Origin of the sequence: Ferrovibrio sp., from assembly GCF_017994015.1 — a bacterium.
Classification (GTDB): Bacteria; Pseudomonadota; Alphaproteobacteria; order Ferrovibrionales; family Ferrovibrionaceae; genus Ferrovibrio.
The window spans coordinates 118,300-133,520 of sequence record NZ_JAGOLP010000005.1 but is presented as its reverse complement, the minus strand read 5'-3'; the positions used below and the strand labels follow the sequence as shown (position 1 = coordinate 133,520).

At 62.3% G+C, this 15,221-nt stretch carries 11 protein-coding genes; 6 read left to right on the top strand and 5 right to left on the bottom strand.

From position 1 onward, the window contains the following. The first annotated feature begins 38 nt into the window (after nt 1-38). Entirely contained in the window at nt 39-1,160 is a 1,122-nt protein-coding gene (ribA, locus tag KBB36_RS05310; RefSeq protein WP_290977750.1) for a GTP cyclohydrolase II, read from the top strand. A 141-nt stretch (nt 1,161-1,301) separates the two neighbouring features. After that, the gene (locus tag KBB36_RS05305) at nt 1,302-2,324 is read left to right on the top strand and encodes a hypothetical protein (protein ID WP_290977748.1); all 1,023 of its coding nucleotides are present in this window, start codon (nt 1,302-1,304) and stop codon (nt 2,322-2,324) included. A gap of 38 nt (nt 2,325-2,362) precedes the next feature. Here the strand turns inward: KBB36_RS05305 and KBB36_RS05300 are convergent, their stop codons facing one another. Further along, nucleotides 2,363-5,503: an efflux RND transporter permease subunit gene (locus KBB36_RS05300; RefSeq protein ID WP_290977746.1), complete on the bottom strand. Its 3,141-nt coding sequence runs from the start codon at nt 5,501-5,503 to the stop codon at nt 2,363-2,365. Between the two features lie 4 nt (nt 5,504-5,507). Then, a complete protein-coding gene (locus tag KBB36_RS05295) occupies nt 5,508-6,629 on the bottom strand; it encodes an efflux RND transporter periplasmic adaptor subunit (RefSeq protein WP_290977744.1) in 1,122 nt (373 codons plus the stop codon). A gap of 128 nt (nt 6,630-6,757) precedes the next feature. Here KBB36_RS05295 and KBB36_RS05290 point away from each other — a divergent pair, with 128 nt between their 5' ends. The 3 genes from KBB36_RS05290 to KBB36_RS05280 all read left to right on the top strand — a co-directional run bounded on the left by KBB36_RS05290 (nt 6,758) and on the right by KBB36_RS05280 (nt 10,296). Then, entirely contained in the window at nt 6,758-7,261 is a 504-nt protein-coding gene (locus tag KBB36_RS05290) for a DUF488 family protein (protein ID WP_290977742.1), read from the top strand. Nucleotides 7,262-7,365: 104 nt separating this feature from the next. Then, a complete protein-coding gene (locus KBB36_RS05285; RefSeq protein WP_290977740.1) occupies nt 7,366-8,331 on the top strand; it encodes a TAXI family TRAP transporter solute-binding subunit in 966 nt (321 codons plus the stop codon). 114 nt (nt 8,332-8,445) lie between these two features. Beyond that, a complete protein-coding gene (locus KBB36_RS05280) occupies nt 8,446-10,296 on the top strand; it encodes a TRAP transporter fused permease subunit (RefSeq protein WP_290977738.1) in 1,851 nt (616 codons plus the stop codon). A gap of 24 nt (nt 10,297-10,320) precedes the next feature. Here KBB36_RS05280 and KBB36_RS05275 read toward each other — a convergent pair whose 3' ends face one another. From KBB36_RS05275 to KBB36_RS05265, 3 genes are read right to left on the bottom strand one after another with little or no spacing between them, the layout of a single operon-like run. After that, nucleotides 10,321-10,833, bottom strand: a complete 513-nt coding sequence (locus tag KBB36_RS05275) for a dihydrofolate reductase family protein (protein ID WP_290977736.1) — start codon at nt 10,831-10,833, stop codon at nt 10,321-10,323. 1 nt (nt 10,834) lies between these two features. Next, nucleotides 10,835-12,259, bottom strand: coding sequence for an FAD-binding oxidoreductase (locus tag KBB36_RS05270; RefSeq protein ID WP_290977734.1), 1,425 nt, complete (start codon nt 12,257-12,259; stop codon nt 10,835-10,837). Nucleotides 12,260-12,269: 10 nt separating this feature from the next. Next, the gene (locus KBB36_RS05265) at nt 12,270-13,196 is read right to left on the bottom strand and encodes an L-threonylcarbamoyladenylate synthase (RefSeq protein ID WP_290977732.1); all 927 of its coding nucleotides are present in this window, start codon (nt 13,194-13,196) and stop codon (nt 12,270-12,272) included. 96 nt (nt 13,197-13,292) lie between these two features. Between KBB36_RS05265 and KBB36_RS05260 the strand changes: the two genes are divergently transcribed. Beyond that, nucleotides 13,293-15,086, top strand: a complete 1,794-nt coding sequence (locus tag KBB36_RS05260; RefSeq protein WP_290977730.1) for an acyl-CoA dehydrogenase — start codon at nt 13,293-13,295, stop codon at nt 15,084-15,086. Nucleotides 15,087-15,221 lie beyond the last annotated feature (135 nt).

Here is a 15,221-nt window from a genome sequence, read left to right as displayed (position 1 = left end):
CTTGCGGCAGCGGGCCGGCGGGCGTAAAGGGTTGGGCGATGTCGCCATTGGATGCTGAAACCGTTGCCTTGCAGGTAGACCGCGCCGCGCATGAGATGCGCCGCGGCCGAGCCGTGCTGTTGCAACTTGAGGCTGGCGGCAGCGCCCTGATCTGCGCGGCAGAGACACTCAGCGAAACGGCATTGGCCCTGGCCTTGGGGCTGGCTGGTGACAAGCCGGAAGCCGCCCTGGCGCTGACCGCCCAGCGCGCCGCCGTGCTGCATATCATGCCGACCGGCTATGACACGATCCTGCTGCCCCTGGCCGAACTGCCGGTGGCGCCGCCCGAGCGCGCCGCGCTGATCCGCGATCTGGCCGATGCCAGCCGCGATCTGGCAGCGCCGTTGCGCGGGCCTTATCAGCGCCGCCTGGGCGCTGCGCCGGCTGGTGCGGCCCTGGCGATCAAGCTGGCCAAGATTGCCTATCTGCTGCCGGCGGCACTCTATATCCCGCTGCCTGCCGGCGCGGTTCTGCCGCCCTTGCTGACGGCTGTGCCGGCTGCAGCCATCGCGGCCTATGACGAGGCCGCCGCCGAAAGCCTGGTGCAGGTGAGTCAGGCCCGCCTGCCGGTGGCCGATGCCGAGGATGCACGGCTTTACGCCTTCCGCGCCGCCGATGGCGGGCCGGAGCATTTTGCCCTGGTGATCGGCCAGCCCGATCCGGCGCAGCCGGTGCTGGCGCGGCTGCATTCGGAATGTTTCACCGGCGACCTGCTGGGCAGCCTGCGCTGCGATTGCGGCGAACAGCTACGCGGCGCGGTGCGCACCATCCGCGAGGCCGGCGGTGGTGTGCTGCTTTATATGGCGCAGGAAGGCCGTGGCATCGGCCTGGTGAACAAGCTGCGCGCCTATCAGTTGCAGGATCAGGGCTTCGATACCGTGGAAGCCAATCTGCGCATCGGCTATGCCGCCGATGAACGCTGGTTCCGCCCGGCGGCGCGGATGCTGGAATTGCTCGGCTTTTCCGCCGTGCGGCTGCTCACCAACAACCCGGAAAAGGTCAGCGGCCTGACCGATGCCGGTGTTATCGTGGCCGAGCGGGTGCCGCACAAATTCCCCGCCAACAGCCATAACGAAGCCTATCTGGCCACCAAGAAGAAGCGCTCAGGGCATTATCTCTGAGGCGGGCTCGGCAAGACCGGCCCCTCCACCCGGCAGAAATTGCCGCGTACGCACGAAAACCCCCCTTAACTCACTGATTTATAAGGCTATGCCGACTTGGCATCGGGCTTGCTTTAATAAGCGGCGAGAGAGGGAAAAACCATGGTTGCCGCCTTCATTGACAGTTCGGAGAACATGACGCTCGGCGTATCGCCGCTGCAGAATGCAGCGAAGCGTGCGGCAGGTTCCTCCAAGTCGGAAGCGGCCCAGTCTGAAATCAGCGCGACGCAGAATGCGTCGGGTGCGGAGAAACCGCATCGTGGCCTGTTCGGCCCGGAAGGCTTCAGTTTTTCCGCCTTTCTCGACATCGTTAATCCGCTACAGCATATCCCGGTGGTCAACAGCATCTACCGGGCAGTTACCGGCGACACGATCGAGAATGGATCGCGTATCATCGGTGGCGCTTTGTTTGGCGGCCCGATTGGCCTGGTGGCCTCGATCATCAACGGCATCGTGGATGAAGAGACCGGCAAGGATATTGGCAGCCATGCCCTGGCTGCCGTCGGCATTGACGACGGCATGGGGCGAGATGCTTCGGTAGGCCTGGCGCAGAATGCACCGCCTGCCGCTGATGCGCAGAATGCGCTGGTAGAAAACCCGGCACAGAAAATGCCGGTCGCGGTGAAGGCCATAGAATTGGCCGATAGTGAGATGCCGCAAACCACCCCGCTGGGGGCATTGTCCGCCCTGACAGATCGCGCCTGGGCGCCCACTCAATCGATGCCGGCGAAACAGGCAGCAGCACAGCAAGTGCCGGCGCAGCAGCCGGCGTCGATTCAGAATGTGGCGCAAAGCACGGCGCAGAATGCGGCCCAGAATGCAGCCCTGGATGAGCGTAAATGGTTTCCCGCCAATACCCAGCAGGGCGGCGTGGTGCAGCGCAGTGTCGGCGCTCAGCCGGTAACGGCCAACAGCGTGTCGCAGAAATTTGGTGTCACCCGTGGCACCGCCTATGCCGGCACCGCAGCCAATGCGGCGGCAAACCCCAATGCCGCCTTGCCGGCGCAGATGCCGAGCATCCCGCAGGTGCCGGCCGATTTTGCCGAACGCGCCAATGCGGCCTACCAGAAATACATGGACATGAAGGCGCAGCAGGCGCGCAGCGGCGTCGACCGCAGCTACTAGGGTGCGGACCCGCTAATAATGGGTCCGCACCCTAAGGCTTATTCGGCCGGCTGTTTCTCTGCAGCATGACCTTCAATATCCGGCGCCTTGGGCAGCAGGCGTTTCACAAAGCTGCCGAAATCATCCAGATAGGTGTAGATCACCGGCACCACCAACAGCGTGAGCAGCGTGGAGCTGATCAGGCCGCCGATCACGGCATGGGCCATGGCCGAGCTTTGTTTGGCGCCTTCGCCCAGCGCCAGCGCCAGCGGAATCATGCCGAAAATCATCGCCAAGGTGGTCATCACGATGGGGCGTAGGCGGATTTCGCCGGCTTCCAGCAAGGCGTTGTGGCGGCTCATGCCTTCGCGCCGCATCTGATTGGCAAAGTCGATCAGCAGAATGGCGTTTTTGGTCACCAGACCCATCAGCATGATAAAGCCGATGATCGAGAAGATGTTGAAAGTGGAACCCCAGGCATAAAGCCCAAGCACCACGCCGATCAGCGATAGCGGCAGCGAACTCATGATGGCAAAGGGTTGCAGGAAACTGGCGAATTGCGAGGCCAGGATCAGGTAGATGAAGATCACCGCCAGGGCCAAGGCGGCGGCGGCATAGCCGGCGCTTTCGACCATATCCTTGGATTGGCCGCCAAACCAGAAGCGATAGCCCGGCGGCAGCTTCAGGCTGTTCAGCTTGGCCTGGATTTCGCGGCTCACTTCGCCCACTGGCCGGCCGAAGGACGAGGCCGAAAGCTGCACTTCGCGATTGAGGTCGCGCCGGTTGATCTGGGTTGAGCCGGCAGCAGCGGCAATTTCCGCCACCTGGGCCAGCGACACCATTTTTGGGCTGCCATCAGCGTTGTTCTGGCTGGAGGCAACGTAAAGCCGGTCCAGATCGGGCAGGCCGGAACGGTCAGCGCGCGGCAGGCGCACAAAGACGTCGTAATCCTCATCATCCGGCGCCTTCCAGGTGCCAGCCTCATCGCCGGCCAGCAACGGCCGCAAGGTGGCGGCAATCTGATTCACGCCCACGCCCAGATCAGAGGCAAGTTGGCGATCCAGCGTCAAGGCCACGGTTGGCTTGTTGGCTTTCAGGCTCGATTCCAGATCGACTACGCCGGGCACATCCTTGATCAGCGCTATGGCTTCGCGTGACAGGCGATCAAGCTCGCCGATATCGCGGCCCTGCAAGCTGATCACAATGGTCTTGTTCAGGCCGCCGCCGATATTGGGCAGGCCGATATTGATATTGTCGATGCCGGCAATGCGCCACAGCCGTTCACGCATCGGCTGCGCCAGTTCGTTCGGCGTGCGGGTGCGGTCCTTCAAATCAGCAAAGCGCACATAGATGGTGCCAACATTTTTGCGCGCCAGCAGGCCGGCATTCATGGTGGCATAGGTGTAGCGCACTTCGGGGAATTCCTTCAGCGCATCCTGGGCCTGGCGCAGCTTGGCTTCGGTGTAATCCAGTGAGGCACCGGGCAGCACGGTCACTTCCACCAGGATTTCCGACAAGTCGGCATCCGGTACAAATTCGGTGCCAATGCGCTTGGCCAAGCTGAACGAGCCAATAAAGCTGGCCAAAGCCACTAGCAACACCAGCCAGCGCCAGCGCAGGCCCCAGCCGAGCAGCCGGCGATACACCCGGCCGAGTTTTTCCATACCCTTATCCACCAGGCCGATCAGCCGGCCTAATGGGCCGCGTTTGGCATTGGGCATCGAATCCGGATCGTGCCACACGCTGGACAGCATCGGATCAAGCGTGAAGCTGACAAACAGCGAGATCAGAACTGCTACCACAACGGTGATGCCGAATTGCAAAAAGAAACGCCCGATAATCCCGCCCATGAAGGCCACGGGCAGAAACACCGCCACGATGGAAAGGGTGGTGGCCAGCACCGCAAGGCCAATCTCCTCGGTGCCTTCCAGTGCGGCGCGGCGATGCGATTTGCCCATCGCCACATGGCGCGTGATATTCTCGCGCACCACAATGGCGTCGTCGATCAGGATGCCAACGGCGAGCGACAGCGCCATCAATGTCAGTTTGTTCAGCGTGAAGCCGGCGGCATAAACCGCTGCCAGTGTGCCGATCACGGCAATCGGCAGGGTCAGGCCGGTGATAATGGTGCTGCGCCAGGAATTGAGGAACAGGAACACGATCACCACGGTGAGGATGCCGCCCTCGATCAAGGTGCGGCGCACACCATCCACGGAGACGCGAATGCCGCGTGAAGTGTCCTTGACAAATTCCAGCTTCACATCCGGCGGCAGGTTGGCTTCCAGATCCTTCACCAGCACGCGCAGATTGTCGATCACCTCAATGGTGTTGGCGCCTTGCACTTTCAGGAAATCAACCGCCAGAATGCGCTCGCCATTCAGCAGGGCCACCGATGTATCGTCTTCCTCGCCATCCTCGATGGTGGCGATGTCACCCAGCGTTACCGGGGCACCGCCGCGCCGGGCGATGATCAGATCAGCGAATTTTGCCGGGTCCTGCACGCGGCCTTCGATCTGCACCACAAATTCCTGCTGCGCCCGGGTCAGTGTGCCAACCGGCAATTGCTGGTTCTCGGCTTTCAGCACATTGATCAACTGATCCATGCCGATGCCCTGGGCCAGCATCTTCTCGGGATCGGGCAGCACATTGATGCGCCGCTTCACGCCGCCGACGATATAGGCTTGGCCAACACCGCGCGCGATCTGCAAGCGTTTCAGCACCACTTGGTCGGCAAGCGTAGTCAACTCGCGCAAGCTGCGGCGGTCGGAGCGCACCGCGATGGAGGCAATCGGCTGGTTATCCGGGCTGAAGCGGCTGATTTCCGGATCGTTGATCTCACGGCGGAATTGCGGAGTTACCAGCGCCACCTTCTCGCGCACATCCTGCACTGCGCGCACCGGGTCCACGGTCAGCTCGAACTCGATCACCACGCTGGAGCGGCCTTCTAATGAGCGCGACGTCAGCGCCCGCAGCCCATTGATCGTATTGACGGCCTCTTCAATGGGGCGTGTCACTTCACTTTCCACCGATTCCGGCGTGGCGCCGGGATAGCTGGTATTCACCAGCACGATGGGGAATTCCACATCGGGAAACTGGTCCACGCCAAGCTTGGCATAGGCAAACAGGCCCACCACCAGCAGCGACAGCATCATCATGCTGGCAAAGACCGGATTTTTGATGCTGACGCGGGTGAGCCACATGACATTATCTCCCGGCGATGCGGGCGGCCAAGCCATCATTCAGTTTAAGGCCCGGTGCCGAGATAATGGTGTCGCCTGCCGCCACGCCGCTGCGGATTTCCACCATGCCCTGCACGGTTTCGGTCAGCCCCAGTTCCACGCTGCGGCGCACGACATGATCTTTTTCCAGCACATAGACATGTGCCGCGCCGGCCTCGCGCCGGATCGCCTCGCGTGGCACGGCTATCGCCTCGCGGGCTTCGGCCAGGATTGCCTCGCCGCTGGCAAACATGCCGCCGCGCAGGGTCAATTCCGGATTGGCAAGCCGGATGTAAACCAGGATCGAGCGCGAGCCGGCCTGCGCCGTCGGGTTGATGCGGTCGATACGGGCGGCGAATTCCCTGCCCTCGAAACCTTCCACCTTCAACGCGACGCGCTGACCGATTTTCAATTTCGGCACATCGCGCGCCGGCACCAGGGCTTCCAGTTCCATGGTGGCCAGATCGGCAAGCACAAACAATTTGCCATCCACCGGCACACGTTCGCCCGGATTGGTGGTGCGGTCAGCCACCTGGCCGTCTATCGGCGCATAAATTGCAGCGTCGCTGAGCGCCTTACGCGCCATCGCCACCTGCTGCTCGATGGCGGCCACGTTAGCGCGGGCGGTATTGTAGGCATTCTCGGCATCATCCAGCGCAGTCTGTGATTTCACGCCACGCAGGTTCAACTGCTGTGCCTTGCTGCGGTTGCTCTCCGCCAGTGCCAGGGCCGAACGCGCCGAGGCCAGATTGCTTTCGCGCTCGCGCAGGCGCGAGCCGAGATCGCGGGTATCCAGCTTGGCCAGCAATTGGCCTTTCTTCACTGTCTCGCCACGGCGCACGGTCACTTCCAGCACCAGGGCCGCCACTTCGGCGCGCACGCTGCTCTGCTCCAGCGGCTGCACCGTGCCGCTAAGGCGCACGCTCTGGCGCAGTTCCATACGCTCGGCCCGGCTCAGATCGGCCGGGGAGAATTCGATACCCTCAAACCGCGCCGCAATGGTGGGGGCGGCGGCAGGGGAAGGTGCGGCCTGGCGTTGTTTCCAGACATAACCACCGGCGCCAAGCGCCAAAACCAGCGCAAGGCCAAACAGAATCGACTTCTTCATCTTGGCGGACTTTCCAGCTCAGCGCTTTTTTACGCGGGAAACGGTGTATATTATGCGCAAATTACCGCGACAAGCGCGGTACGGCGTCGCACCCTCCGTGTGACGGCCATCACCGCTTACGTGGCGTCATGTCGATTTTGATCCATAGCATCGGCCATTCCAACCACAGCAAGGCGGATTTCCTTGGCTTGCTGCGGGGTGCCGGGATCCGCCTGCTGGTGGATGTGCGCTCGGTGCCGGCTTCGCGGCATGTGCCGGCTTATGGTGGCGCCGAATTGCGGCAATGGCTGGGCGAGGCCGGAATCGGTTATCACTGGCTGGGCCGTGAACTGGGCGGCAAGCCGCAGGATGCCGCATTATACAGCGCCGGCAGGGTTGACTATAAAAAGATTGCCGCCGCCGCCGCTTTCCAAGGCGGCATTACCGCCCTGCTCAATTTGGCGGCAAACCAGCCGCTGGCGATGATGTGTGCCGAGCGTGACCCGGCACATTGCCACCGCGCTCATCTGGTAACGCCGGCTTTATGCGCGCGGGGTGCAGACGTGCGGCATATCCTGGCCGATGGCAAGGTGGAAAGCGATGCTGCACTGCGTCAACGGATCGCGCCGCGCCAGCCGGATTTGTTTGGCTGAACCGGGCGGCATAAAACTCATATATCAGATCGTGATCCATGCTTGACGCCACGGTATTGCGTGCCGCACACTCCCGGCACAACAAAATAATGAGGAGGAACGCCATGATTACCCGCACCCTGAGCCGTGCCGGCGCTTACGCCGCTTTTGGCCTTGCCATTGCCGCTTTTGGCGGCGCCGAGGCTAATGCTCAGACCCTCAAGCTGATGACCGGGCCGCAAGGCGGCGTATGGGTGCCGATGGGCGGCACCTTCAAGGCGATGTTTGAAAAGGCTGTGGCCGGCGTCACCATCCAGACGCTGCCGGGCGCCGGCATTGCCAATGTGAAAGGCGTCGAGGAAAGCAAGGCCGATTTCGGCTTCGGCAACTCGATTTCCACCGTGGATGCGATCAACGGCAATCCGCCCTTCGAGAAGAAGGCGACCAATGTTTGCCAGATCGCCAATCTTTATCCGCAGTATTTCCAGGTTGTCGCCCTGGCCGATGCCAAGATCGGCAAGGTTGAGGATATGAAGGGTAAGGCCATCGCGGTGCAGACCCGTGGCAATACGGCCGAGGCGATCTCGTCTGATATCCTCAAGGCGCATGGCCTGAGCTATGCGGCGATGAGCAAGGTGAATTACATGGCCAGCTATAACGACGCTGCGGCGTTGTTGAAGGATGGTCATGCCCAGATCTTCACCCTGGGCACCACCATCCCGGCGGCGTCGATCATGGACCTTGCCACGGCGCGTGACATCACCCTGGTGCCGGTGAGCGATGAGAGCGTGGCGGCGATGAAAAAGATCAATGCCGGCTATGTGAAGGGCATGATCCCGGCCAACACCTATCCGAAGCAGGACAAGGACGTGCCGGTGATTGCCTATTCGGCGCATTTCATTGCGTCGTGCAAGCTGCCGGAAGCGCAGGTCTACAGCATCACCAAGGCGATGGCGACCAACCTGGGCGACCTCGTGGCAGTGAACAAGGCGATGGCCAAGGTGACGGTGAAGGATATGGCCGAGGATATCGGCGTGCCGTTCCATCCGGGCGCTGCCAAGTATTACAAGGAAGTTGGCGCGCTCAAGTAAGCGCCTGCGATTTTGCTTATGGCCGCCGCGCAAGCGCCCGCAGAGGCGCGCGCGGCGGCTTCCTTTTCCAGTGCCGATGATTTTCGTGCTTATAGATCGTAGAGGGGGAGAGACATGTCCCAGGGCAGCAACCTGATCGCCCGCATAGCGGCGCCGATCGGCATCGCGATGGCGCTTTATCATATGTATGCCATTGCGATTGCGCCCCCCCAGGCGCTGATCTATCGCGGCATTCATCTGTCTTTCGCCATTGTGCTGGTTTTGCTGCTGTATCCCCTCGCGTTGCGCGAAGATGGCCGCCGCCGCTTCATGTGGGTTGACCTGCTGCTGCTGGGTTGCGGCGTGCTGGCGATGGGCCACCTGTTCATCAACTACGATTATTTTATCGACCGCATCATCTATATCGACGATCTCAAGCCGCTCGACATTTTTGCTGCGATTGCCCTGGTGGTGCTGGTGCTGGATTGCACCCGGCGCGTCATCGGCTGGGCTTTGCCAATTACGGCTTTGCTGTTCATGGGCGAGGCCTTGTTCATCACGCGCGTTGATCCGCTCACCCTGCTCGATCAGCTCTACATGACCACCGAAGGCATCTTCGGCTCCACCTTGGGCGTTTCGGCGGCCTATGTGATGGTATTTGTGCTGTTCGGCTCGTTCATGGAACGCACCGGCACAGGCCGCCTGTTCATGGATTTTGCTTTGGCGCTGACCGGCCGTTCGGCCGGCGGGCCGGGCAAGGTGGCGGTGGTGTCGTCGTCGCTGTTCGGCACCATTTCCGGCTCGGCGGTGGCGAATGTGATGGTGGATGGCCCGATTACCATTCCGTTGATGAAACGCACCGGTTTCAGCAAGGCTTTTGCCGCTGGTGTTGAATCGGTTGCCTCCACCGGCGGCCAGATTATGCCGCCGATCATGGGCGCCGCTGCCTTTGTGATGGCCGAATTCCTGGCCGTGCCCTATGCCACCGTGGCGCTGTGGGCGCTGATTCCATCGGTGCTGTATTACGTTGCCTGTTTCGGCGCGGTGCATTTTGAAGCCAAGCGCCAGGGGTTGCGCGGTCTGCCCGATGTGGAAGTGCCGGTGCTGGCGCGAGTGTTGATCGAACGCGGACATCTTTTCCTGCCCGTGGCGATCATCCTGGGCGGCATGTTCTCAGGCTTTTCGGCGCCGCTTTGTGCGCTGGCCGGCATGCTGGCCTGTTTCCCGGTGGCGATGCTGCGTAGCAATTCCCGCGAGGGCCTCAATTGGCGGCTGGTTCTGGAAGCCCTGGATGATGGCGCCCGCAACACACTCGCCGTGGCGCTGGCTTGCGCCTGCGCCGGCATTGTGATCGGTTCGATCACACTCACTGGGCTGGGCATTACTTTCACCAACATGATCGTCGGTCTGTCGCAGAACAGCCTGCTCCTGGCCTTGGTGCTTACCGCCGTGGCCGGCATCATCCTCGGCATGGGCATGCCCACCACGCCGGCTTATATCGTCATGGTGTCGCTGATGGTGCCGGCAATCATGAAGCTGGGCGTGATCGAGCCGGCGGCGCATATGTTTGCTTTCTACTTCGCCATCCTGTCAGCGATCACACCGCCGGTGGCTTTGGCTGTGTATGCTGCGGCCAGTCTGGCCAAAGCCAATATATGGGATGCCGGCTGGGCGGCGGTGCGCATCGGCGCCGCTGGGTTCATCGTGCCGTTCATGTTTGTTTATGAACCGGCTCTGCTGTTCATCGGTGACTGGCAGACCATCCTGCATGCCACGGTTTCGGCCACTATCGGCTGCCTCACCCTGGCGGCCGGTTTGAATGGCCATCTGATCCGGCATGCCCGGCTCTGGGAACGTGGCGTCCTGGTTCTGGGGGCCCTGCTGCTCATTAAACCGGGCATCTACACTGACGTCGTGGGCCTAGCGCTGATCGCGCTGGTATATCTTGTGCAGCGCCAGCGGCCGCTAGAGACAGCAGGGGCGTAAAGCTGCGGTGCAGGCTGGTTTGCCTCAGATATAGTCGTAAACCAGTTTCACTACGCCGTTTGGATATGGTGTGCTGAGTGCCAGCCGCAGTCGGTTCTGCGGCTTGGCGCCCGGTTTGAATAGTGGAATGCCACTGCCCAGGGTGACCGGTACCAGGAATAATTCCAGCCGGCCTACGCTGCCAATGCTCTGGAAACCCTCCAGGCATTGTTGCCCGCCCACCAGCCAGCTATCGCCGGGCAACTGGCGCAATTCCGCAGCCAGGGCAGTGAAATCTGCCGGTCTTGCCGCCACAGCTTCGGGCGCATCGGCCAAGGGCCTGCTGGTCACCACCAGGGTGGACTTGCCCTTGTAGGGCCAGTCACCGAAACCCAGCACCTGCTCATAGCTATGGCGGCCCATCACCACGGTACCGATTTCGGCCATGAAAGCCTCGTAGCCGTAATCGTGGTCTTCAAAGGGTTTCAGCCAGTCAACCCCGCCATCCGGGGCGGCGATATAGCCGTCCAGGCTCATCGCGATGTAACAGCGGATCATGTCAGGGCCGGACGACCTTGCCCGGATTGAGGATGTTGTCAGGATCGAAGGCGCGTTTGATCCGGCGCATCATCTCGATTTCCACCGGCGATTTGTAATGCACGATCTCGTCGATCTTCATGCGGCCAACACCATGCTCGGCCGAGATCGAACCTTTCATGCCATGCGCGATATCATGCACGATCTGATGCACGTCGTCCCACAAAGCCATGAATTTGGCACGTTCCCAGCCCAGCGGCTGCGACGAATTGAAATGCACGTTGCCATCGCCGATATGGCCGAAGGTCACAACGCGCACGCCGGGGATATGGGCTTCCACGGCGCGGGTTGCCAGGTCGATGAACTCGGCCATGCGCGAAACCGGCACCGAGATGTCGCATTTGATCGAGCCGCCTTCGGGGCGCTGCGAATTGGATAGCAGTTCGCGCAATTTCCAGAAAGCGGCGCGCTGGGTATCCGATTGCGCGATGGCGGCGTCTGTCACCAGGCCCTTCTCGTAGCCATCGGCCAGCACGGCTTCCAGGGTTTCACCAATGGCGCCGTCGTCGCGGCCGGAGGAGAATTCCATCAGCACATACCAGGGCGAACGCTCGGCCAAAGGATCGACGGTGCCGGGATTATGCTTGAGGGCAAAATCCAGCGACAGACGCGAGATCAGTTCAAAGCCGGTAACCTGGCCGCCGCTGGCGCTTTTGGCCAAAGCCAGCAAATCAATGGCTTTCGACGGGTCGGGCACAGCGGCGAAGGCGGTGGCCAGGGCGCGCGGCAACGGATGCAGCTTCAGCACAGCGGCGGTGATGATGCCGAGCGTACCTTCACCGCCGATGAACAGGTCTTTCAGGTCATAGCCGGTATTGTCCTTGCGCAAGCCGCGCAGACCGTCCCACACCTGACCATCGGCCAGCACCACTTCCAGGCCCAGCGCCAGATCGCGGGTATTGCCATAGCGCAGCACAGCATTGCCGCCGGCATTGGTGGAAAGGTTGCCGCCGATGGTGCAACTGCCTTCCGAGCCGATCGAGAGCGGAAACAGCCGGTCAGCTTCGCGCGCCGCCTGCTGCACCTGGGCCAGCACACAGCCGGCTTCCACCGTGATGGTGTCGTTCAACGGATCAAGGCTGCGAATCTTGTTCATACGTTGCAGCGACACAATGATTTCGTCATTGCCCATGAACGGGATGCTGCCGCCCACCAAGCCGGTATTGCCGCCCTGCGGCACCAGCTTGGTGCCGGTTTCACGCGCCAGTTTGACAATGGCGGCTACTTCCTCGGTATTGGCCGGGCGCAGCATCAGCGGCGTGATGCCACTATAGATGTCGCGTGGCTCCACCAGATGCGGTGCCAGAATGTCGGGGTCCGAGACCCAGCCCTTGGGGCCGACGATGTCGCGGAAACGGTTCAGCAGTTCAGGAGCGAGTGCGGTCATGGTGGTGTGATTATCGCCCGCGTGCCGCCCGTCGTAAACGGTCGAGGATGGCCGCGCCGATACCTTCTTCCGGGATCGGCATCACGGCAATACCATCCAGGTCGGCGCGATCCAGGGCATGCAGGCCGGCATAGAGTTTGGCTGCCGCTTCCGTCAGGTCGCCTGTGTCGCTCAGCGAAAAATAGGCGGCGAAACCGGGCAGGGCCGGGCCGAAACTCAGCAGGCCCTCGTTGCCATGCGCGGTGGTGGCATCCAGCCGCACCGGCCGGCTGGGCGCGTAATGTTTCAACAGCATGCCCGGGCTTTCCAGTTTGGCGGATTGTGGCCGGCCAAGCGGGGCGCCAAGCACGGCCTCGATGGCTTCCGCCGGGATGCCGCCCGGGCGCAGCAGCAGTGCCTGGCTGCCGGTCAGGCCGATCACGGTGGATTCCAGGCCGACCGGGCAGGGACCGCCATCCACCACCGGGATGGCCGGCCCCAGGCTGTGCCGCACATGCGCGGCGGTGGAGGGCGAGACATGGCCGGAGCGGTTGGCCGAGGGGGCGGCCACCGGGCGGCCGACAAGGCGCAGGATTTCACGCGCAATCGGATGCGCGGGCAGCCGGATCGCCAGGCTGGGCAGGCCAGCCGAAACCGCTTCCGCCACCGGGCAGGCTGCTGCGCGGGGCAATACCAGGGTAAGGGCGCCGGGCCAGAAGGCGTCGGCCAACGCCTTGGCGCGGCTATCCGCCAGCGCCAGGCCGGCCAGTTGCGCATAATCGGCAATATGGGAAATCAGCGGATTAAAATCCGGGCGCCCCTTGGCGGCATAGATTTTTGCCACCGCCGCCGGGTTGGTGGCGTCGGCGGCCAGGCCATAAACCGTCTCGGTCGGCAGGGCCACCACCTCGCCCCGGCGCAGCAGGTCCACGGCTTCGGCTATCGTTACGTCAGGCATGGCGCGATGTGTAGCGGCTTCGTTCTGGGCTTGCTAGAGGGACCGGTCCATATTATCACCCTGGCCAGCAAAAGCCGGCAGTCTCAGGAGGATGTGATGGAGTATACCGCACCGATCAAGGATATGCGTTTTGTGCTGGAGCAGGTGGCCGGCTTGAGCCAGCTCAGCACCCTGCCGGGCCTGGGTAATGCCGAGCCGGAAACCGCCGCCGCCGTGCTGGAGGAAGCTGCCAAGTTTGCCGCCGGTGTGTTGTCGCCGATCAACCGCATCGGCGACCAGCAGGGTTCCCGGGTGGAAAACGGCACCGTGCGCACCGCCGATGGTTTTGCCGAAGCCTACAAGCAATTCGCCGAAGCCGGCTGGAACGGCATGCCGTTTGCCGAGGAAATCGGCGGTGGCGCCATCCCCTGGGCCGTCACCATGGCGGTGCAGGAAATGGTGCAGGCCTCGAACATGTCGTTCTCGCTCTGCCCGCTGCTGACCCAGGGCGCCATCGACGCCATCATTGCCCATGGCACGCCGGAGCAGCAGGCGATGTATCTGCCCAAGATGGTATCGGGCGAATGGACCGGCACCATGAACCTGACCGAGCCGCAGGCCGGCTCGGATGTCGGCGCGCTGAAATCCAGGGCGGTGCCGAATGGCGATGGCACCTACCGCATCACCGGCACCAAGATTTTCATCACCTATGGCGAACACCAGATGGCCGAGAATATTGTGCATCTGGTGTTGGCCCGCCTGCCCGGCGCGCCGGCCGGCACCAAGGGCATCTCGCTGTTCATCGTGCCGAAATTCATCCCCAAGGCGGATGGCTCGCTCGGTCGTCGCAACGATCTGCGCGTGGTTTCGGTGGAACACAAGCTAGGCATCCATGCCAGCCCCACCTGCGTCATGTCCTATGGCGACAATGACGAATGCATTGGCTGGCTGCTCGGCGCCGAGAATCAGGGCATGCGCTGCATGTTCACCATGATGAACAATGCCCGCCTCAGCGTCGGCTGCCAGGGCCTCGCGATTGCCGAACGGGCTTTCCAGCAGGCCTTGAGCTATGCCGAGGGCCGCAAGCAGGGCCGCCATCCCGGCATGAATGCCGAACAGCATGTGGCGATCATCGAGCATGCCGATGTGCGCCGCAATCTGATGCTGATGAAAACCCAGACCGAGGCCCTGCGCGCTTTGGTCTATCTCAATGCAGCCAGCATTGACCGCGCCCATCACGATCCGGACAAGGCGGTGGCTACTGACGCCAAGGCGTTGGTGGAATTGCTCACCCCGCTGTCCAAGGCCTGGGCCACCGATGTGGGCTGCGAAGTGGCGTCCATCGGTGTGCAGATTCACGGCGGCATGGGCTTTATCGAGGAGACCGGCGCGGCGCAGCATTATCGCGATGCCCGCATCCTGCCGATCTATGAAGGCACCAACGGCATCCAGGCCATTGATCTGGTAACCCGCAAGCTCGGTTTGCAGGGCGGCGACACCGTGCGGCGGCTGTTCGGCGAGATCGAGGCCACTTTGGCCGCGCTCGGCCGGGCCGGCGATGGTTTCGCCTCGGTGCAGCGTGAACTCGGCCGTGCCCTGGCGGCACTGAAGAAGGCCACGCAATGGATGGCGGCCACATTGCCCAAGGATGCCAATGCCGCCCTGGCTGGCGCCACGCCATATCACCGGGCTTTCTCGGAAACCGTCGGCGGCTGGCTGCTGGCCCGGCTGGCCCTGGCGGCCAAGGCGGAGATTGCGGCGGGCAGCACCGATCCGTATTTCAGTGCCAAAATCCTGTCGGCGCGCTTCTTCGCCGAACAGGTGCTGACCGCCGTGGAAGGCCGCTGCCTGGGCGCCATGGAAGGCGCCGATGATCTGGCCCAGGTGACGGCAGATTTGCTGCGAGCCTGAGTAACTATTTGATTCTAAATATTATCGGGCCGTTCCAGGGCTTCCCTGGGGCGGCCCGTATCCATTGTTGACGCTTACGTTAACCACCTCCTACAATTCATGGCGTGAAAAAAATAACAACCTGCCCCCAGTACG

Bases quoted from the DNA above. Each gene is read 5' to 3' on its own strand.
- KBB36_RS05295 (WP_290977744.1), bottom strand. From the start codon at position 6,629: ATGAAGAAGTCGATTCTGTTTGGCCTTGCGCTGGTTTTGGCGCTTGGC.
- KBB36_RS05290 (WP_290977742.1), top strand. From the start codon at position 6,758: ATGTCGATTTTGATCCATAGCATCGGCCATTCCAACCACAGCAAGGCG.
- KBB36_RS05270 (WP_290977734.1), bottom strand. From the start codon at position 12,259: ATGACCGCACTCGCTCCTGAACTGCTGAACCGTTTCCGCGACATCGTC.
- KBB36_RS05275 (WP_290977736.1), bottom strand. From the start codon at position 10,833: ATGATCCGCTGTTACATCGCGATGAGCCTGGACGGCTATATCGCCGCC.
- KBB36_RS05305 (WP_290977748.1), top strand. From the start codon at position 1,302: ATGGTTGCCGCCTTCATTGACAGTTCGGAGAACATGACGCTCGGCGTA.
- KBB36_RS05300 (WP_290977746.1), bottom strand. From the start codon at position 5,503: ATGTGGCTCACCCGCGTCAGCATCAAAAATCCGGTCTTTGCCAGCATG.
- KBB36_RS05260 (WP_290977730.1), top strand. From the start codon at position 13,293: ATGGAGTATACCGCACCGATCAAGGATATGCGTTTTGTGCTGGAGCAG.
- KBB36_RS05285 (WP_290977740.1), top strand. From the start codon at position 7,366: ATGATTACCCGCACCCTGAGCCGTGCCGGCGCTTACGCCGCTTTTGGC.
- KBB36_RS05265 (WP_290977732.1), bottom strand. From the start codon at position 13,196: ATGCCTGACGTAACGATAGCCGAAGCCGTGGACCTGCTGCGCCGGGGC.
- ribA (WP_290977750.1), top strand. From the start codon at position 39: ATGTCGCCATTGGATGCTGAAACCGTTGCCTTGCAGGTAGACCGCGCC.
- KBB36_RS05280 (WP_290977738.1), top strand. From the start codon at position 8,446: ATGTCCCAGGGCAGCAACCTGATCGCCCGCATAGCGGCGCCGATCGGC.